The sequence below is a fragment of the Vibrio chagasii genome (assembly GCF_002954585.1).
In the GTDB taxonomy this organism is placed as follows: Bacteria; Pseudomonadota; Gammaproteobacteria; order Enterobacterales; family Vibrionaceae; genus Vibrio; species Vibrio chagasii_A.
In genome coordinates this window covers 67,061-85,421 of sequence record NZ_MSCI01000002.1, presented here as the reverse complement: position 1 = coordinate 85,421, position 18,361 = coordinate 67,061, and the positions used below count along the sequence as shown (strand labels likewise).

General features: G+C 44.6%; 19 protein-coding genes. 11 read left to right on the top strand and 8 right to left on the bottom strand.

Annotated elements, in window-relative coordinates:
* Positions 1-7: 7 nt before the first annotated feature.
* The 5 genes from leuA to BTO10_RS08530 all read left to right on the top strand — a co-directional run bounded on the left by leuA (position 8) and on the right by BTO10_RS08530 (position 5,850).
* Positions 8-1,555 (top strand): 2-isopropylmalate synthase, encoded by a 1,548-nt coding sequence (gene leuA / locus BTO10_RS08550; RefSeq protein WP_008219998.1) that lies wholly within the window; start codon positions 8-10, stop codon positions 1,553-1,555.
* Positions 1,556-1,652: 97 nt separating this feature from the next.
* A complete protein-coding gene (gene leuB, locus BTO10_RS08545; protein ID WP_004740807.1) occupies positions 1,653-2,744 on the top strand; it encodes a 3-isopropylmalate dehydrogenase in 1,092 nt (363 codons plus the stop codon).
* A gap of 110 nt (positions 2,745-2,854) precedes the next feature.
* Positions 2,855-4,267, top strand: coding sequence for a 3-isopropylmalate dehydratase large subunit (gene leuC, locus BTO10_RS08540; protein ID WP_004740808.1), 1,413 nt, complete (start codon positions 2,855-2,857; stop codon positions 4,265-4,267).
* Positions 4,268-4,281: 14 nt separating this feature from the next.
* Positions 4,282-4,884 carry a 3-isopropylmalate dehydratase small subunit gene (leuD, locus tag BTO10_RS08535; RefSeq protein WP_004740809.1) on the top strand — a complete coding sequence of 201 codons (603 nt, stop codon included), beginning with the start codon at positions 4,282-4,284 and terminating at the stop codon, positions 4,882-4,884.
* A gap of 183 nt (positions 4,885-5,067) precedes the next feature.
* Positions 5,068-5,850 (top strand): DUF547 domain-containing protein, encoded by a 783-nt coding sequence (locus BTO10_RS08530; RefSeq protein ID WP_004740810.1) that lies wholly within the window; start codon positions 5,068-5,070, stop codon positions 5,848-5,850.
* 92 nt (positions 5,851-5,942) lie between these two features.
* Here the strand turns inward: BTO10_RS08530 and BTO10_RS08525 are convergent, their stop codons facing one another.
* Both BTO10_RS08525 and djlA read right to left on the bottom strand, forming a co-directional pair.
* Entirely contained in the window at positions 5,943-6,488 is a 546-nt protein-coding gene (locus BTO10_RS08525; RefSeq protein WP_105024299.1) for a DUF924 family protein, read from the bottom strand.
* 61 nt (positions 6,489-6,549) lie between these two features.
* Positions 6,550-7,404, bottom strand: coding sequence for a co-chaperone DjlA (djlA, locus tag BTO10_RS08520; protein ID WP_004740812.1), 855 nt, complete (start codon positions 7,402-7,404; stop codon positions 6,550-6,552).
* Between the two features lie 149 nt (positions 7,405-7,553).
* Here djlA and lptD point away from each other — a divergent pair, with 149 nt between their 5' ends.
* The 6 genes from lptD (at position 7,554) to BTO10_RS08490 (ending at position 14,326) form a co-directional block, all read left to right on the top strand.
* Positions 7,554-9,896, top strand: a complete 2,343-nt coding sequence (gene lptD, locus BTO10_RS08515; RefSeq protein WP_105024298.1) for an LPS assembly protein LptD — start codon at positions 7,554-7,556, stop codon at positions 9,894-9,896.
* Positions 9,897-9,939: 43 nt separating this feature from the next.
* Positions 9,940-11,235, top strand: coding sequence for a peptidylprolyl isomerase SurA (gene surA, locus BTO10_RS08510; RefSeq protein WP_105024297.1), 1,296 nt, complete (start codon positions 9,940-9,942; stop codon positions 11,233-11,235).
* Positions 11,225-12,214 carry a 4-hydroxythreonine-4-phosphate dehydrogenase PdxA gene (pdxA, locus tag BTO10_RS08505; protein ID WP_181143969.1) on the top strand — a complete coding sequence of 330 codons (990 nt, stop codon included), beginning with the start codon at positions 11,225-11,227 and terminating at the stop codon, positions 12,212-12,214. Before surA ends, pdxA begins: the two co-directional genes overlap by 11 nt.
* Positions 12,211-13,026, top strand: coding sequence for a 16S rRNA (adenine(1518)-N(6)/adenine(1519)-N(6))-dimethyltransferase RsmA (gene rsmA, locus BTO10_RS08500; RefSeq protein ID WP_063523468.1), 816 nt, complete (start codon positions 12,211-12,213; stop codon positions 13,024-13,026). The genes pdxA and rsmA overlap by 4 nt, the downstream gene beginning before the upstream one ends.
* A gap of 88 nt (positions 13,027-13,114) precedes the next feature.
* Positions 13,115-13,495 carry a Co2+/Mg2+ efflux protein ApaG gene (apaG, locus tag BTO10_RS08495; protein WP_004740817.1) on the top strand — a complete coding sequence of 127 codons (381 nt, stop codon included), beginning with the start codon at positions 13,115-13,117 and terminating at the stop codon, positions 13,493-13,495.
* 27 nt (positions 13,496-13,522) lie between these two features.
* Positions 13,523-14,326 (top strand): symmetrical bis(5'-nucleosyl)-tetraphosphatase, encoded by an 804-nt coding sequence (locus BTO10_RS08490; protein ID WP_105024295.1) that lies wholly within the window; start codon positions 13,523-13,525, stop codon positions 14,324-14,326.
* A 62-nt stretch (positions 14,327-14,388) separates the two neighbouring features.
* Here BTO10_RS08490 and folA read toward each other — a convergent pair whose 3' ends face one another.
* The 6 genes from folA to rplU all read right to left on the bottom strand — a co-directional run bounded on the left by folA (position 14,389) and on the right by rplU (position 18,299).
* Entirely contained in the window at positions 14,389-14,868 is a 480-nt protein-coding gene (gene folA / locus BTO10_RS08485; protein ID WP_105024294.1) for a type 3 dihydrofolate reductase, read from the bottom strand.
* A 39-nt stretch (positions 14,869-14,907) separates the two neighbouring features.
* Positions 14,908-15,381 carry a threonine/serine exporter family protein gene (locus tag BTO10_RS08480; RefSeq protein WP_181143968.1) on the bottom strand — a complete coding sequence of 158 codons (474 nt, stop codon included), beginning with the start codon at positions 15,379-15,381 and terminating at the stop codon, positions 14,908-14,910.
* On the bottom strand, positions 15,381-16,148 hold the full coding sequence (locus tag BTO10_RS08475) for a threonine/serine exporter family protein (protein WP_105024292.1): 768 nt from the start codon (positions 16,146-16,148) through the stop codon (positions 15,381-15,383). The genes BTO10_RS08480 and BTO10_RS08475 overlap by 1 nt, the downstream gene beginning before the upstream one ends.
* Before the next feature lie 123 nt (positions 16,149-16,271).
* On the bottom strand, positions 16,272-17,444 hold the full coding sequence (gene cgtA, locus BTO10_RS08470) for an Obg family GTPase CgtA (protein ID WP_102424975.1): 1,173 nt from the start codon (positions 17,442-17,444) through the stop codon (positions 16,272-16,274).
* Positions 17,445-17,710: 266 nt separating this feature from the next.
* A complete protein-coding gene (gene rpmA, locus BTO10_RS08465; RefSeq protein WP_004735905.1) occupies positions 17,711-17,968 on the bottom strand; it encodes a 50S ribosomal protein L27 in 258 nt (85 codons plus the stop codon).
* A 19-nt stretch (positions 17,969-17,987) separates the two neighbouring features.
* The gene (rplU, locus tag BTO10_RS08460) at positions 17,988-18,299 is read right to left on the bottom strand and encodes a 50S ribosomal protein L21 (protein ID WP_004740823.1); all 312 of its coding nucleotides are present in this window, start codon (positions 18,297-18,299) and stop codon (positions 17,988-17,990) included.
* Positions 18,300-18,361 lie beyond the last annotated feature (62 nt).

The following is an 18,361-nucleotide window of genomic DNA, read 5'->3' as shown; positions in this document are numbered from 1 at the left end:
AGCACCCATGAACGATCAAGTGATAATTTTTGATACGACTTTACGTGACGGCGAGCAGGCTCTAGCTGCAAGCCTGACAGTAAAAGAGAAGTTACAAATTGCTTATGCACTTGAAAGACTGGGTGTGGACGTAATCGAAGCTGGCTTCCCTGTATCATCGCCAGGTGATTTTGAGTCGGTACAAACCATCGCAAAGAACATTAAAGACAGCCGAATCTGTGCGCTTTCTCGTGCGGTAGCGAAAGATATCGATGCAGCTGCTGAAGCGTTAAAAGTGGCTGAGCAGTTCCGTATTCATACCTTTATTTCTACGTCGACAGTACACGTACAAGACAAGCTTCGTCGCAGCTACGATGACGTGGTAGAGATGGCAGTCAAAGCCGTTAAACACGCACGTAACTACACAGACGATGTTGAATTCTCTTGTGAAGATGCAGGTCGTACGCCTATCGATAATCTATGTCGCATGGTTGAAGCTGCCATCAACGCAGGCGCAAAAACCATCAATATTCCAGATACAGTGGGCTACACAGTGCCTAACGAGTTTGGCGGTATTATCAAAACGCTATTTGACCGTGTACCAAACATCGATCAAGCGATCATCTCTGTTCACTGTCACGATGATTTAGGCATGTCGGTTGCTAACTCAATCGCAGCGGTACAAGCGGGTGCTAGACAAGTTGAAGGTACCATTAACGGCATTGGTGAGCGTGCGGGTAACTGTTCTTTAGAAGAGATCGCAATGATCATCAAAACTCGCCAAGAGTTGCTAGGCGTTCACACTGGCCTAGATCACCAAGAGATCCACCGCACCAGTAAGTTGGTGAGCCAGCTTTGCCACATGCCTATCCAAGATAATAAAGCGATCGTTGGCGCTAACGCATTCAGCCACTCTTCAGGTATCCACCAAGATGGCATGTTAAAGAACAAAAACACTTACGAGATCATGACTCCTGAGTCTATTGGCTTGAAAAACAAAGCATTGAACCTAACAAGCCGTAGTGGTCGTGCTGCTGTTAAGAGCCACATGGACGCGATGGGTTACAAAGACAACGAATACAGCCTAGATTCATTGTACGAAGACTTCTTGAAGCTTGCTGACCGTAAAGGCCAAGTCTTCGATTACGACTTAGAAGCATTAATGCACTTCGCAAATCTACGTGACGAAGATGACTTCTACAAACTTAACTACCTAAGCGTACAATCTGGTAGTGTAATGTCTACAACCAGCATCAAGCTGCAATGTGGTGACGAAGAGAAGTGCGAAGCGGCTGTTGGTAACGGTCCAGTTGACGCACTATACCAATGTATCTACCGCTTAACTGGCTACGAAATCGTACTAGACAAGTTCGACCTAACCGCGAAAGGTGAAGGTGAAGACGGTTTAGGCCAAGCTGACATCATTGCGAACTATAAAGGTCGTAAGTACCACGGCACAGGCGTATCAACCGATATCGTTGAAGCTTCTGGTCAGGCGCTATTGCACGTTATCAACAGCATTCAACGTGCAGACACCATTGCTGAAATGAAGCAGCAAAAAATCGCGACAGTTTAAGAACCCAATAACAGAGCCCTAGAGTCGATGTTATTGGCTTTAGGGACAAAATTTAAAACGAGCCAAATAGCTCAGTAACAAGAATTAAAGGATTAACATGACTGATAAATCATACAAAATTGCCGTACTACCCGGTGATGGCATTGGCCCAGAAGTAATGCAGCAAGCACATAAGGTGCTAGACGCGATCGAAAAGAAGCATGCAATTAGCTTCTCTCGCGAAGAGTATGATGTTGGTGGTATTGCAATTGATAACCACGGTTGCCCACTACCAGAGTCTACCGTGAAAGGTTGTGAAGAGTCTGACGCAGTGCTTTTCGGCTCAGTTGGTGGTCCTAAGTGGGAACACCTTCCACCAAATGACCAACCTGAACGTGGTGCCCTACTTCCTCTACGTAAACACTTCCAACTGTTCTGTAACCTTCGCCCTGCACAAATTCACAAGGGTTTAGAGTCTTTCTCTCCACTTCGTGCTGATATCTCTGAGCGCGGTTTTGACATCGTGGTAGTGCGCGAACTAACTGGCGGTATCTACTTCGGTCAACCTAAAGGTCGTGAAGGCGAAGGCGCAACTGAAAAAGCTTTTGATACTGAGGTTTACCACCGCTACGAAATCGAACGTATCGCAAAGATTGCTTTTGAATCTGCACGCCTACGTAACAAAAACGTTTACTCAATCGATAAAGCGAACGTTCTACAAAGCTCTATCCTATGGCGTGAAGTCGTTGAAGAAATCGCAAAAGATTACCCAGATGTGACGCTAAACCACATGTACATCGACAACGCGACCATGCAGCTAATCAAAGATCCTTCTCAGTTTGACGTAATGCTATGTTCAAATATCTTCGGCGACATCATTTCTGATGAGTGCGCAATGATTACTGGTTCTATGGGTATGCTTCCTTCTGCAAGCTTGAACGAAAGTAACTTTGGTCTATACGAGCCAGCGGGCGGCAGTGCTCCTGATATCGCAGGCAAGAACATCGCAAACCCAGTCGCACAGATTCTTTCTGCAGCGCTAATGCTTCGTTACAGCCTAGGCGAAGAAGCAGCAGCACAAGACATCGAAACAGCGGTATCTAAAGCACTTTCAGCAGGCGAGCTAACGGCTGACCTTGCAGGCGACAAACAAGCGCTAACCACCTCTGAAATGGGTGACAAAATTGCAGAGTACATCTTAGCTTCATAAGCGTAACGCTCTAAGCAAGTACATAAGAATAATATCAAGCCAAGTCATCCAAAGTGCGTGACTTAGCTAGAAACAAACACTGGGACTGATGCTCCCAAGGAAGAAAAGCTATGTCGACAAACCAGCAAGCCAAAACCTTATACGAAAAAGTTTATGACGCGCACGTTGCAGTAGCAGCGGAAGGCGAAAACCCGATTCTTTACATCGACCGTCACCTAGTCCACGAAGTAACGTCACCTCAAGCCTTTGATGGCCTGCGTGAAAAGGGACGTAAAGTTCGCCAAGTAGGCAAGACTTTCGCGACCATGGATCACAACGTTTCGACTCAAACCAAAGATATTAATGCTTCTGGCGAGATGGCTCGTATCCAAATGGAAACGCTATCAAAAAACTGTGAAGAGTTTGGTGTAACGCTTTACGACTTAAACCACAAATACCAAGGTATTGTGCATGTAATGGGCCCAGAGCTAGGCATTACCCTACCGGGCATGACCATCGTTTGTGGTGACTCGCACACTGCAACACACGGTGCATTTGGTTCATTAGCATTCGGTATCGGTACTTCAGAAGTTGAGCACGTGCTAGCGACTCAAACGCTAAAACAGGCTCGCGCTAAAACCATGAAGATCGAAGTAAAAGGCAAGGTTGCTCCAGGCATCACTGCCAAAGACATCGTGTTGGCGATCATCGGTAAAACAACAGCGGCTGGCGGTACTGGCTACGTGGTTGAATTCTGTGGTGAGGCGATTACCGACCTGACAATGGAAGGCCGTATGACGGTATGTAACATGGCTATCGAGTTGGGCGCTAAAGCAGGCCTAATTGCACCGGATGAAACCACCTACGAGTACATCAAAGGTCGTAAATTCTCTCCAGAAGGTGAAGAATTTGACGCAGCCGTTGAATACTGGAACACACTAAAAACCGATGCTGACGCTGAATTTGATGCTGTAGTCACTCTAGAAGCCGCAGACATCAAACCACAAGTGACTTGGGGCACTAACCCTGGTCAGGTAATCTCTGTTGATGCACCTATCCCAGCACCAGAAAGCTTCGCAGATCCTGTTGAAAAAGCATCAGCTGAAAAAGCATTGGCATATATGGGCTTAGAAGCGGGTAAATCTCTATCAGATTACAACGTAGATAAAGTATTTGTTGGCTCTTGTACTAACTCTCGCATCGAAGACATGCGTGCAGCTGCTGCAGTAGCGAAAGGTCGCCAAGTAGCAAAACATGTGCAAGCGCTTATCGTTCCGGGTTCTGAGCAAGTAAAAGCTCAAGCTGAAGCAGAGGGCCTGGATGTTATCTTCAAAGAAGCCGGTTTTGAGTGGCGCCTACCGGGTTGTTCTATGTGTCTTGCAATGAACAACGACCGTCTTGGTCCACAAGAGCGCTGCGCGTCTACATCAAACCGTAACTTTGAAGGTCGCCAAGGCCGTGATGGTCGTACGCACCTAGTTAGCCCTGCAATGGCTGCAGCCGCAGCGATCGCTGGTCACTTTGTCGATATTCGTGAACTTTAATTAGAGGATTTAACATGTCAGGTTTTCAACAACACACCGGATTAGTCGTTCCTCTAGATACGGCCAACATCGATACTGATGCGATCATTCCAAAGCAGTTCCTACAGAAAGTGAACCGCATTGGTTTTGGTAAACACTTATTCCATGACTGGCGCTTCCTAGACGATGCGGGCGAACAACCAAACCCAGAATTCGTGATGAACGCTCCTCGCTACCAAGGCGCTTCAATCCTACTTGCTCGTGAAAACTTTGGTTGTGGCTCATCTCGTGAACACGCACCTTGGGCACTTGCTGATTACGGCATCCAAGTGATGATTGCGCCAAGCTTTGCAGACATCTTCTACGGTAACTCAATCAACAACCAAATGGTTCCTGTTCGCCTAACAGATCAGGAAGTGGATGAGATCTTCCAATTCGTAGAAGCGAACGAAGGCGCAGAAGTTACCGTTGATCTAGAAGCAATGAAAGTAAGCGCAAATGGTAAAGAGTACTCGTTTGAAATTGATGAGTTCCGTCGTCACTGCCTACTGAACGGTTTAGACAATATCGGTCTAACGCTGCAGCACGCTGATAAGATTTCTGCGTATGAAGAGAAGATTCCAAGCTTCCTAAAATAAAGAAGCCTTGCAATAGAAAAGCAGTATCAAAGGTCGAAAAGGTTGGCTTAACGCCAACCTTTTTTATTTGGTTCAGCCTCAGCTTAAAGTGTCTACCAAACTCTGATCTGTTATTTAACTGACGAGCTATGAAAGAAAACCTTAAAGCATAAGGTCTTAGTAGTCAGCTATCAGGAGAATGCCATGAAACAACTACTCGTTATTATCAGCCTACTTTTTTCAACCTTAGCTTGGTCGGCACCAAAATCTGAACTATGGCCGTACTGGAATCAAAGCAATGAGGCCAACTCAGAACAGGTTTCTCATCAAAGCTGGCAGCAATTCCTCGATAGCTATTTGGTTAAACAGGGGCAAAATACTCTAGTTCGTTATCAAGCAGTGACCAACACAGATAAAACAAAGCTAAAGCAATACATCAAGCAGTTAGAGCAGGTAAACCCACTCGAATACTCAAAAGCAGAGCAGTACGCTTACTGGATCAACCTATACAATGCAGTGACTGTTGATTTGATTCTCGATGCCTACCCAGTTAAATCTATCACTAAGCTCGGCGGCCTATTCAGTTTTGGGCCATGGGGAGATGATGTCGTATCCATAAGTGGTAAGTCACTGACACTCAACGATATTGAGCACCGTATCCTAAGACCTATATGGCAAGATCCACGTACACATTACGCCGTAAACTGTGCCAGCTTAGGGTGTCCAAACCTTCAGCCTCAAGCTTTTACAGCTGACAACACTGAAACTCTACTGGAACAAGCAGCCTCTGAGTTTGTTAATAGTGATAAAGGCGTACTAATTAAAAACAATAAGCTTCAACTATCATCGATTTATGAGTGGTTCGCAGTGGATTTTGGTAACAGAGAACAGCTCATTAAACATCTAAACCAATATCGAACTCAGCCTGTAAAGAATACCGACAAAATCAGCTATGACTACGACTGGTCACTCAACCAAGCAAAATAGCTTGCTACCAGTTGCCCACAACTAAAACAAAAAAGAGGCTAATGGTTTATTAACCCCTAGCCTCTCTTCATCTTTTTGAGTGTGTTCTAGAGCTAGAAACTTGAACCAGGCTGCTGCAAGAATTCAACTTCTTCAGGCGTTGATGCTCTTCCTAACACTTCATTACGATGCGGATAACGACCAAAACGCTCAATGATAACCTTGTGCTTAAACTCAAAATCAAGATTATTTTCTAAGCCCGTTTGAGAAAACAAACCAACCGCCTGCTCATGAATTAACAGTGACTCGCTATGCATGTAAGGCATGTATAGAAAGCTTTTTTCTTGTTGGCTGAGTTGATGGTCAAAACCACCAGCTACCGCTTCCTGCGCCAATGCTAGCGTCATAGGGTCAGCTGCAAATGCAGCAGAGCTATTTCTCCCGATGTTTCTTGAAAACTGGTCCAGTACAATAATCTCAGCTAAGCGCCCTTGTGCCGTTTGGCGCCATTCAAACAGCTCTCCCTGAATCGCGGCTTGATGTAAATCTGAGAATCGCTCTTTAATCAAAGCATCAATGTATTCACCGCCAGTAAACCAGTCCTTTGGTGTTAACTCGTCAAACCAAAAGTCTAGAACGTCTCGATAACTGATAGTCATATTTATTCCTTTAAATAACAAAGCCGAGTAATCTCTTATCATTACTCGGCTTTGTATCCGATTACTTAAATCCTTTGACCTTCTTAATGAGGTCGTAAGCATTCTGAATTTCTTGTGATTTCTCTTTCGCAACGTTCATCATTTCTGGCGGTAGACCTTTCGCCATCAGTTTATCTGGGTGGTGCTCATTCATCAGCTTACGGTAGGCCTTTTTGACTTCTTTGCCTTCCGCGTTCTCGCTAACACCTAACACTTTAAACGCGTCGGCCAACTGGTTCTGTTGTGATGCTTGTTGCCAACCTGACGACTGCCCTTGATGATGACCACCACCGAAACTTCCACCCTGTTGCTGGAAACGGAATGCCGCCTCTTGCATCTGTAAACGGCGCTCAAGTTGCTCTGCAGAAAAGCCAAGACCTTGAGCAATCTTATGAAGAACCTGACGTTCACTTGGGTGCAGGCTTCCATCAGCGAATGCAGCTGATACTTGCAGCTCTAGAAAGAACTGAAGAAGGTCAAAACGTCCACCCGATGAGATTTTGACTCGTTCAAGGACATCATTTAACGGGAAGTCGCTCTCTTTCCCTTTGCGGAATGCATCTTGCGCCGCTCTGCGTTGTTCACCATGAAGATTCATACGCTCCATCATAGTAGAAGCCAGTTGAATCTCTTCGCGAGTTACTTGGCCTTTCGCTTTAGCAACATGTCCCATAACCGCAAATGCAGATTTGAAAAACTCATTTTGTCTTTCAGCTTGGTTGGGCCCACGCCCAAAACCAGAGGTATTAAACCCAGATTGGTTCAATCGGCGAGCTTTATCGAATTGGTGTCCTAAAAATAGGCCAAAAACTAAACCAAGTGGCCCTCCAAACAGAAAGCCAAAGAAAGCGCCCAAAATTTTGCCAAATATTTGCATTATGTGTTCTCTATCTATGAATTTTATCTGAGTAATGCTGTCTGATGATGCTGAATGCTAATATTTCCTTTATCATAAGGAAAATGCTTTATTTATTGGATTGATACTAGATCAACCCTTCATCTAGTGACACAGGATAGTTCAACTTCATGCAATCTTTTTCCCGCACCTTGTTAGCCGCGTCTATAAGTACGGCGTTATACGTGTCGACAACTCAAGCTGAAACAATAACCGATAGTAGTGTGCAGGAAATGCCCTCTATAGATCAATGCTTGATCGAGCCCGCTGCAGAAAACGAGACTCAACTACCCGCTCATGTTGAGTCCGATCGCTTAGAGGCTATCAATGGTGACAAGGCAATATATTCAGGTGACGTAAAAGTTACGCAAGGAAACAAGACCATCCTTGCTGATAACGTAACTCTGCACCAGCAAGAAAACATCGTTGTAGCTGAAGGCAACGTTAACTTTAGTGATGGTCAAATTAAATCAATATCGGACAGAGCAACTAATAATCTGACTACTGATGAAATGACGCTAGAAAACACCGACTACGAATTTCTTTGTGAACCAGGCCGTGGTGAGGCCGTTTATATCGCAAAAACAGGCAAAGCGGTTTATGAAATCGAAGACGGCTCGATCACCTCTTGTCCTATTGGTGATAACGCTTGGCGTCTGAGGGCATCGAGTATCGATGTTGACCAAAATGAAGAACAAGCCACTTTTTATAACCCTCGCTTTGAAATTCAAAGTGTCCCTGTATTTTACCTACCTTACCTAACCGTCCCTATTGGTGATACTCGTAAGACAGGTTTCCTGTACCCAACCGTGTCGTACGGTTCAAAAGATGGTTTTGAAACTGAGATCCCAGTGTATTGGAACTTGGCACCAAACTACGATTTAGAAACAACTTTGAAGTACATGGAAAAGCGCGGCACACAACTAAACAGTAAGTTCCGTTACCTAAGCGATTTAGGCTCAGGCAACATAAAGTCAGAGTACCTGCCCGACGATAAGAAATTTAGAGATAAAAGTGACCGCTGGGGAACACAATGGCAGCACACAGGCATCTTCAAAGAAGCATGGTTATTTGAGACAGACTACTCAAAAGTCAGTGACAATGATTACTTCACCGATCTTAGCTCAAGTAGCATTGGTAAACGTGAAGACGGTCAATTACTACAAGAAGGTAAAGCAACCTACCGTTCTCAAAACTGGAACGCATCTGTACTCGTGCGAGATTTTCAAGTTTTATCTGACTACAACCAGCCCTACCGACTAATGCCACAAGTTGAGTATGATTACTATGCCCCAAAGGTTATGGAATACTTGGACTTTGACATGATCAGTCATGTTTCACTATTTGACACTGACGCAAAAGGCAAACCATCTGCGACTCGTGTCCATGTTGAACCAGGGTTTACCATACCGATAGGAAATACTTGGGGGACTTGGACAACAGAAGCAAGGCTTCTTGGCACTTACTACCAGCAAGATCTTCATGGCGTTGATACAACAATTGACGAATACAAAGATTTAGAAGAATCGGTAAGTCGAGTTATCCCTGAGTTTCGAAGTCATGCTGGTATCGTTCTTGAACGTGGTACCACTATTGTTGGTAACTACACTCAAACACTCGAGCCACAGGTTCAGTATTTATATGTCCCAGATAAAGACCAAAACAATATTGGCCTATACGACACGACACTATTACAAACCGACTATTACGGCTTATTTAGAAGTCGAAAATACAGTGGTGTAGACCGTATTGCTGCAGCAAATCAAGTAAGCTATGGCGCCTCATCTCGTTTCTTTGATGATGAATATAAGGAACGTCTCAATATTTCTTTCGGCCAGATTTTTTATATCGATAAAGAGACCAAGCAAAAATTACACATCAATGAGCCTGATAAAGACTCAAACTACTCATCTTGGGCAATAGAGGCAGACTTTAACTATGATGACTACCTATTCTACCATGGTGGTGTGCAGTACGATGTTGACACATCAGCAATGCAACTCGCCAATAGCACCATTGAATACCGTTTTGCCGATGGCTACATTCAGACTAACTACCGCTATGTAACTAAAGAGTACATTGAGGATACTGTTGACTTTGATGTTGGTTCCATGACTAAAGATGGTATTTCTCAAGCAGGCTTACTCGGTGCTTACCAGATTTCGCCTAAATGGAATGCAAGTGCCCAATACTTTTATGATTTAACCACAAAAGAAGAGCTGGAGTGGTTAGCTCGACTCAATTACAAATCGGATTGTTGGTACATCGGCTTTACCTACAGCAATCAACTAAATGGTTGGAAAGGCGATTACATAAACACATCAAATGCGACACCTGTCTATGAAAATAACTTCGCCGTGAACTTTGGCATTATTGGCTTCGGTACCAATCTTGGCTCAGACTCTGGGGCTATTGGAGAAAGCAGTTCTGATAACTCTTTGAGCTACGGACGCCCATTCTTTTTAAATAACTAATTTTCTTTATTGATAACACATCAGTAAATTTAAAGGATTACACATGACATTGTGGAAACACACATTAATCGCTATCGCAGCAGCTTGCACTGCATCAACAAGCTTTGCTGCGCCAGTTGAGCTCGATAGCGTAAGAGTGATCGTAAATGAAGGCGTGATCTTGCAGAGCGACATCGACACGTCGATGAAAACTCTACGAGCAAACGCGAAGAAAAGCGGTCAGACATTACCCTCTCAAGACGTGCTTGATGAGCAAGTACTTGAAAAGCTGATTATCGATACCATCCAAACTCAAGAAGCAGAGCGTATCGGTGTTCGTATTGATGATGCTCGACTTGATCAAGCGATTGAAGGCATCGCCAAAGACAACAACCAGACCGTAGATCAACTCACCGCATCGGTTGCAGAAGAAGGTCTGAGCTACAACGCGTTTCGCGAGCAAGTAAGAAAAGAGATCGCGGCAAGTGAAGCTCGTAACGCGCTTGTTCGTCGTCGTATCAATATTCTTCCAGCAGAAGTAGATAACCTAGCGGATATTCTTGCTCAAGAGACGAATGCGACAGTTCAATACAAGATTGGGCACATTCAACTTCGTTTCAACGATGACCAAACCAAAGAAGAGCTAGAAGCTCAAGCAAAAGAACTTGTAGAAGAGCTTAACTCAGGTAAAGACTTCAGCACCATGGCTTATACTTACTCTAAAGGCCCTAAAGCCCTACAAGGTGGTGATTGGGGTTGGATGCGTAAAGAAGAGATGCCAACTATCTTTGCAGACCAAATAAAAATGCAAAATAAAGGCAGCATCATTGGTCCTTTCCGCAGTGGTGTCGGCTTCCACATTCTAAAAATTGAAGATGTGAAAGGCTTGGAAACCGTAGCCGTTACTGAAGTGAATGCTCGTCATATCTTGATAAAACCAACCGTAATCTTAAGCGATGACGGTGCTAAAGAACAGCTTGAAGAGATCACGCGTCGTGTAAACGCCGGTGAAGCAAGCTTTGATGACCTGGCTCAGCAATACAGCCAAGACCCTGGCTCAGCCGTTCAAGGTGGCGAACTGGGCTATCAAACACCTGACTTATATGTTCCTGAGTTCAAACACCAAGTAGAAACACTGCCGGAAGGTAAAATCAGTGCGCCATTTAAAACCGTTCATGGCTGGCACATTGTCGAAGTACTGGACCGTCGTGAAGTCGACCGCACAGATTCCGCTTTGAAAAACAAAGCTTACCAAATTTTATTTAATCGTAAGTTCAACGAAGAAGCAGGAGCTTGGCTCCAAGAAATAAGAGCGAGTGCCTTTGTTGAAATGGTTGAGGATGACCAAGATGACAACTAAACGTATTGTCATTACTGCAGGTGAACCGGCCGGGATAGGCCCAGATTTGACGCTGGCTCTATCCCAAGAAAGCTGGCCTCACCAACTTGTGGTTTGTGCAGATAAAAACCTACTGGCGGAACGTGCTGAACTGCTGGGTATTGAAGTAGAGTTGTTAGATTACGACGCAGCTGCACCAAAGCAGCCACAACGCTCTGGCACACTGGTTGTGAAACACATTCCACTTGCTCAAAGCGCTGTTGCAGGCCAACTTAACGAAGCTAATGGTCATTACGTATTAAATACTTTAGAAACCGCAGCAATTGGCTGTATGAATGATGAATTTGATGCTATTGTCACCGGCCCTGTTCACAAGGGTGTAATTAACCGAGCTGGCGTTGCTTTTAGCGGCCATACCGAGTTCTTTGCAGAGAAGTCCAATACGCCACTTGTGGTAATGATGTTGGCAACAGAAGGGCTGCGTGTTGCATTAGTAACAACACATATCCCACTAGCTGATGTATCTCAAGCAGTGACTGAAGACAGATTAGAGCAAATCATTGCGATTCTGAATAAAGATTTGGTCGAAAAATTTGCGATTGAGAAACCAACTATCTACGTATGTGGTTTGAATCCACATGCCGGTGAAGATGGTTGTTTAGGGCGTGAAGAGATCGAAACTATCACCCCGACGCTAGAAAAAATTCGTCAAAAAGATGGGATTAATTTGGTTGGCCCTTTGCCAGCAGATACCATCTTTAATGAAAAATATTTGCAAGATGCAGATGCTGTTTTAGGTATGTATCACGACCAAGTACTCCCGGTATTGAAATACAAAGGGTTTGGTCGCTCAGTGAACATCACGCTTGGCTTGCCGTTTATTCGTACATCAGTCGACCACGGTACCGCCTTAGACTTGGCCGGGAAAGGCCAAGCCGATACAGGGAGCTTTAGAACAGCGCTCACGCACGCCATTGAATTAGTAGAGAAAAAGCAATGAGAAATGATGTCCACTTAGGACACAAAGCGCGTAAACGTTTTGGTCAAAACTTCCTTAACGATCCATACATTATTGATGGCATCGTATCGAGCATTAACCCACTACCAGGTCAAAACCTAGTAGAAATCGGTCCAGGCCTTGGCGCAATTACTGAGCCGGTAGGTAAGCTTGTCGATAAATTTACTGTTATCGAATTGGATAGAGACCTTGCCGAACGTCTTCGTAACCACCCGGATCTAGCTGATAAGCTGACGATCCACGAAGGTGATGCGATGAAGTTCGACTTCGAGCAACTTGTTAAACCAAACAACAAGCTTCGCATCTTTGGTAACTTGCCTTACAACATCTCGACGCCGCTGATGTTCCACCTTTTTGAATTCCATAAAGACATTAAAGATATGCACTTTATGCTACAAAAAGAAGTGGTGAACCGCCTAGCTGCAGGTCCTGGTAGCAAAGCATACGGTCGTCTGACGGTAATGGCTCAATATTACTGTAAAGTCACACCAGTACTAGAAGTACCACCAACGGCTTTCGTTCCGCCACCGAAGGTAGACTCTGCCGTTGTGCGTCTTCAGCCATACGAAGTGCTGCCTTACCCGGCTAAAGACCTAAAATGGCTAGATCGTGTATGTCGTGAAGGTTTTAACCAACGTCGCAAAACAGTTCGCAACTGCTACAAGAGTCTGATTGATAAGGACGTATTAGAAGAGCTTGGCATCAACCCAAGCATGCGTCCTGAGAACCTAACGCTCGAACAGTTTGTCGATATGGCGAACTGGTTGCACGACAACCACAACGCTGACAAATAAAATAAAAAGGCTCCTACACTTCGGTTAGGAGCCTTTTTTATGTAATACTTTAATTACATTAAGTATATCAACAACAAAAGGTGCGAATATGGATATATCTACGCCTTGTATCAAATGCCAGGTTCACTCTAAGTACATAGAGGAGCAGTCTGAACCTACGAAGAATCGTTATGTCTTCGCCTATATCATTACTATCAAAAACCTAAGTAAAAGTACGGTTCAACTCATGTCACGTCGCTGGTTAATAACCGACTCTAACGGCAAGCAACTTACGATTGAAGGCGATGGTGTGGTTGGTCAGCAACCGATTATCGAATCCAACGACGAATACACTTACACCAGTGGTACGGTTATCGAAACACCTGTGGGCGTCATGCAGGGTCACTATGTCATGACCGATCATAAGGGCATCGATTTTATTGCCGAAGTCGACCCATTCAGACTCGCTATCCCTAACATCCTTAACTAACTACCTTTGCAGCCATAGGAAAATACTGTGTCTAATTATATTGTCGGAGACATCCAAGGATGCTTCGACGAACTTCAGTTATTGCTCGAAACCATCAACTTTAATCAACAACACGATACCTTGTGGGTCGCTGGTGACTTAGTTGCCCGAGGCCCTAAGTCTCTAGAAACACTTCGCTTTATTCGTGGTTTAGGTGGCTCGGCAAAGGTGGTATTGGGCAATCACGACCTACACCTGCTCGCGGTATATCTAGGATTGTTTCCAGCAAAGCCTAAAGATAAGACGCAAGCTATCCTAGATGCCGAAGACCGTGATTCGCTACTCGAATGGTTAAGGCAGCAGCCGTTAATTCAAGAACATCCTGAGTTCATAATGTCTCATGCGGGTATTTCGCCACAGTGGAACCTTGAAAGAGCTCGCATAGAGAATCAAGAAGTCGTCGCCCTATTACAATCGGACAACTGGCAGTGGCTCATCAAGAATATGTATAGCAATACACCCGATCTATGGGATGTGAATTTGCAAGATATTGAACGTTACCGCTATACGATCAACAGCCTTACCCGAATGCGTTTCTGCTTTACCGATGCTCGGCTTGATATGGCATGTAAACTACCACCAAGCGAAATTACCAATGAACCACTAGTACCATGGTTTGACCTACCACAACGTATTAAGCTCGATAAAACGGTTGTTTTTGGCCACTGGGCTGCACTTGAGGGCTATCAAGGTAAAGATGCCATAGGACTAGATACTGGATGTGTTTGGGGAGGGGAGCTGACTGCACTTCGCTGGGAAGACAAACAGTTTTTTACTCAAAAAGCGCTATAAAAAGAAATACGAGAAGCTTGCGCTACTGATTTCGCAGCGCAAGCGTTTTTAAACTATGGACCTTAACGTTCTAGGATCACAAACTCCATATTGTGTTTGTTTTTCTCATCCGCTTGATACGTATCGCTAAAGCTCTGCTTCCAACCTTCTCCCCAATCTGGGAATTGAGTATCACCATCAACGTCAAAATCGATATAAGTCAGGTATAGCTTGTCAGCTTTAGGCAGGCAGCTTTCATAGATTGAGCCACCACCGATGATCATCACCTCTTCAACATCGCTGACTAGATCCAGAGCTTTTTCAATCGAAGTAACAGTTGTCACGCCTTCAATTTCCAAGTTCGCATCACGGCTAATCACAATGTTTAATCGACCAGGTAAAGGACGACCGATCGAATCATAGGTTTTACGGCCCATGACTACAGGTTTACCCATCGTTGAGCGTTTGAACCATGCGAAGTCCGCAGGCAAGTGCCAAGGCATCTGATTATCTTTACCTATTACACGGTTATTGGCCATTGCTGCAATCATACTGATGATCATAAATCGAAAGTCCTGTCCTTAACTGAGAGAAAGTTGATGCTAGACGATAGGTCTGCGTCGGTAGAATAACAGCCCAGGTACAGCTAAGCCAACCGCTAGCCCAGCGATAATGAACATCGATTTCAAAAAATTCTCCATCAACATCGCTAGAAGTTCGGGACTATAGCCTGCCCTATTAATCTCAACCATGGCAATCATTGCCTTGAAGGCAAATACACCCGGCACCATAGGAATCAGAGCCGCGACTGTAAATACCTTGGGATGAGCCAACAGCTTATGAGACCAATGCACACCTATGAGACCAACCACTGTTGCGGCGAAGAAGGTTGCCCATTCAATTGGAATCCCAAAGTGCATCATCAAATAACGGCTACCGTGACCGATAGAGCCGCCGAGTGCACAATAAATTAAAGCGCGTTGCGGAACGTTAAACACCAATGCGAATCCAACAGCCGGAATCGCTGCGAAAAACATATCGTTGAGTAAGCCTAAAAACAGTTCGAGGATACTCATTAGCTCGCCCACCCCCAAACACCAGATAGACTCATCGCAGCAACAATGCCTAAGCTAGTCGCCAAAGTAAGTAAGCTTGCCATGGTAAAGCGAGCCAACCCCATATTGATGTGACCTTTGAGCATGTCTGCAACTGAATTAATCAGTGGGAAACCAGGTACGAGCATCAATACCGATGAAGCCATTGCGATGGTTGGCTGGCCACCAATATTATAGAGGACGGCTTGGGCAGAGATAGTCGTGGTAACAAAAGCTGTGATCGCAAAGTTTAACAGTGGATTAAAATGGCGATGACCAATCTCTTGCCTGACGATCATGCCACAGGCAGAAGCAATAAAGGTCATCATGAACACCTGCCAATCACCGCCAGCAAGCCGACTAAAAGAAGCACAAGATAGGCCGATCATCACAACGACTAACCAACGGTTGTAGCGCTCAGGACTGATGTTTTGGATCTTTTTATACGCCAGACCATAATCGAGGATCCCTTTCTCCATCATGATACACACTCGCTGAATATCGGTAATCACTTGCATGTTGATACCACGATCTGTACAGCTTCGAGTGGTCGTAATACAGTGATCATTCATTACTGTCGTTACAACAAACGCATTGGCAGACAGCGCAACTTCGACCTCGTCGACTCCACAAGCAATACCAATACGGCGCATGATATCGCCAACTAAAGTGCTTTCCGCGCCGTGCGCTAATAACATTTGCCCTGACTGAGCAACGAGCCTCGAGATCGCTCTTTGTTTTGATGCCATGATTTCCTTCCCATTGGCGTTAATACTTAAGAGGTAAATTTTGCCTTAACAATAAGGCTCTGTTCATGATTTAGATACAAAAAAACCGCAATATTAATTGCGGTTTTTATCTAATTGGCTCAATTAGTCACGAACGTAGATAACATGACCGTCATCTTCTTCGTCGTCCCAATCATCCCAATCGTCATCATCTTCAGTAACGACATTTTTGCCGCTCATCGCATCTTTATGGTAGTCATCCCACATAAAGTCGACTTTTTCTTCTTCTGCAACTTCTTCCACTTCACGTGGTAGGTTCTCCATGAACTCACCAAGCTTGAAGCAAAGCTCTTTAGTGCCTAGCTTATTCACTGCAGAGATCTTGAAGTACTCGTCTTCCCAACCTAAAGCATCGATGATTTCTTGAATCTTTTCGTCTGCTTCTTCTTCTGGCATTAGGTCAACTTTATTGAACACTAACCAACGAGGTTTTTGTGCCACTTTTTCACTGTACTGCTCAAGCTCATCAATGATCGTTAGTGCATTCTGAATAGGATCAGAACCGTCTATCGGCATGATATCGATCATGTGTAGAAGAACACGACAACGCTCAAGGTGTTTCAAGAAGCGGATACCAAGACCAGCGCCATCAGCAGCGCCTTCGATCAGACCCGGAATATCGGCAACAACAAAGCTCTTCTCAGGAACCACGCTCACCACACCCAAGCTTGGGATCAAGGTTGTGAACGGGTAATCAGCTACTTTTGGTTTCGCTGCAGAAACAGAGCGAATAAAGGTCGATTTACCTGCATTTGGTAGGCCAAGCATACCAACGTCAGCAAGTAGAAGAAGCTCTAAACGCAGTTCACGAACTTCACCTTTAGTACCCATTGTCTTTTGACGAGGAGCGCGGTTAACAGACGATTTAAAACGCGTGTTACCCAGACCGTGCCAACCACCTTTACCAACCATTACCTTCTTGCCGTGCTCAGCAACTTCAGCAACGATTTCATTAGTATGGATATCAACAGCACGAGTACCTACAGGCACTTTTAACGTGATGTCTTTGCCACGTTTACCCGTACAGTTACCGCCGCGACCGTTTTCACCACGCTCTGCGCTGTAAAAACGTTGGAAACGGTAATCGATCAGTGTATTTAAGTTTTCATCAGCTTGGATGTAAACATCACCGCCGTCACCGCCGTCACCGCCATCAGGACCACCTTTAGCGACGAACTTTTCGCGCCAAAAGCTCACTGTACCATTACCGCCATCACCGGCTTCTATTTTTACTACCGCTTCATCAACGAATTTCATTTTTTAACTCCGCACTTACGTTGCGTTACCACTCACCAAGGAGTGATATAAATTCTAGCAGATCCGAGTTTAGATCGATCACCTAAGATCTAGGCCGACCTGCAACCAAGGAACAAATAAGGAGAGGTTCTTTGCTTGGAACTTGTTAAAGCTTAAACAAGAGCGTCTACTTTTTTATTCTCGTTATAAATAAAAAACCCTGCCGAATCGGCAGGGCTTTTGAATTCAGCTTTAAAGCTATAAATATAATCTAATTAAAGATTAAATTACTCAGCTTCGATGCTTACGAACTTACGGTTTTTAGGACCTTTAACAGCAAATTTCACTTTACCTTCAGTAAGAGCGAAAAGAGTGTGGTCTTTACCGATGCCAACGTTTGTGCCAGCGTGGAACTTAGTACCACGTTGACGTACGATGATGTTACCTGCAAGAACAGATTCGCCACCGAAACGCTTAACACCAAGACGTTTGCTTTCTGAATCGCGGCCGTTATTAGTAGAACCGCCAGCTTTTTTATGTGCCATTGTTAAACTCTCCTAATACTTAAGCGTTAATGCCAGTGATTTTCACTTCTGTGAACCACTGACGGTGACCAGCTTGCTTACGAGAGTGCTTACGACGACGGAACTTAACGATTTTTACTTTATCGCCACGACCGTGTTGTACTACTTCCGCAGTAACCTTACCACCTTCAACAAGAGGTGCACCAACAGCGATTTCTTCGCCGTTAGCAACAAGAAGAACTTTATCAAATTCTACAGTTGCACCAGTTTCAACGTCTAATTTCTCTAAACGAAGAGTTTGACCTTCGCTTACTCGGTGTTGTTTGCCACCAGATTGGAAAACAGCGTACATATTTTACTCCGCTTTTTCCGCACAGCCTATGGTTGTTATTTGTACAACTCGGGTGTGCGCTA

What these genes read in the sequence shown, in the direction of transcription:
- leuA (WP_008219998.1), top strand. Translation starts at nt 8, where the DNA reads ATGAACGATCAAGTGATAATTTTTGATACGACTTTACGTGACGGCGAG.
- leuB (WP_004740807.1), top strand. Translation starts at nt 1,653, where the DNA reads ATGACTGATAAATCATACAAAATTGCCGTACTACCCGGTGATGGCATT.
- leuC (WP_004740808.1), top strand. Translation starts at nt 2,855, where the DNA reads ATGTCGACAAACCAGCAAGCCAAAACCTTATACGAAAAAGTTTATGAC.
- leuD (WP_004740809.1), top strand. Translation starts at nt 4,282, where the DNA reads ATGTCAGGTTTTCAACAACACACCGGATTAGTCGTTCCTCTAGATACG.
- BTO10_RS08530 (WP_004740810.1), top strand. Translation starts at nt 5,068, where the DNA reads ATGAAACAACTACTCGTTATTATCAGCCTACTTTTTTCAACCTTAGCT.
- BTO10_RS08525 (WP_105024299.1), bottom strand. Translation starts at nt 6,488, where the DNA reads ATGACTATCAGTTATCGAGACGTTCTAGACTTTTGGTTTGACGAGTTA.
- djlA (WP_004740812.1), bottom strand. Translation starts at nt 7,404, where the DNA reads ATGCAAATATTTGGCAAAATTTTGGGCGCTTTCTTTGGCTTTCTGTTT.
- lptD (WP_105024298.1), top strand. Translation starts at nt 7,554, where the DNA reads ATGCAATCTTTTTCCCGCACCTTGTTAGCCGCGTCTATAAGTACGGCG.
- surA (WP_105024297.1), top strand. Translation starts at nt 9,940, where the DNA reads ATGACATTGTGGAAACACACATTAATCGCTATCGCAGCAGCTTGCACT.
- pdxA (WP_181143969.1), top strand. Translation starts at nt 11,225, where the DNA reads ATGACAACTAAACGTATTGTCATTACTGCAGGTGAACCGGCCGGGATA.
- rsmA (WP_063523468.1), top strand. Translation starts at nt 12,211, where the DNA reads ATGAGAAATGATGTCCACTTAGGACACAAAGCGCGTAAACGTTTTGGT.
- apaG (WP_004740817.1), top strand. Translation starts at nt 13,115, where the DNA reads ATGGATATATCTACGCCTTGTATCAAATGCCAGGTTCACTCTAAGTAC.
- folA (WP_105024294.1), bottom strand. Translation starts at nt 14,868, where the DNA reads ATGATCATCAGTATGATTGCAGCAATGGCCAATAACCGTGTAATAGGT.
- BTO10_RS08480 (WP_181143968.1), bottom strand. Translation starts at nt 15,381, where the DNA reads ATGAGTATCCTCGAACTGTTTTTAGGCTTACTCAACGATATGTTTTTC.
- BTO10_RS08475 (WP_105024292.1), bottom strand. Translation starts at nt 16,148, where the DNA reads ATGGCATCAAAACAAAGAGCGATCTCGAGGCTCGTTGCTCAGTCAGGG.
- cgtA (WP_102424975.1), bottom strand. Translation starts at nt 17,444, where the DNA reads ATGAAATTCGTTGATGAAGCGGTAGTAAAAATAGAAGCCGGTGATGGC.
- rpmA (WP_004735905.1), bottom strand. Translation starts at nt 17,968, where the DNA reads ATGGCACATAAAAAAGCTGGCGGTTCTACTAATAACGGCCGCGATTCA.
- rplU (WP_004740823.1), bottom strand. Translation starts at nt 18,299, where the DNA reads ATGTACGCTGTTTTCCAATCTGGTGGCAAACAACACCGAGTAAGCGAA.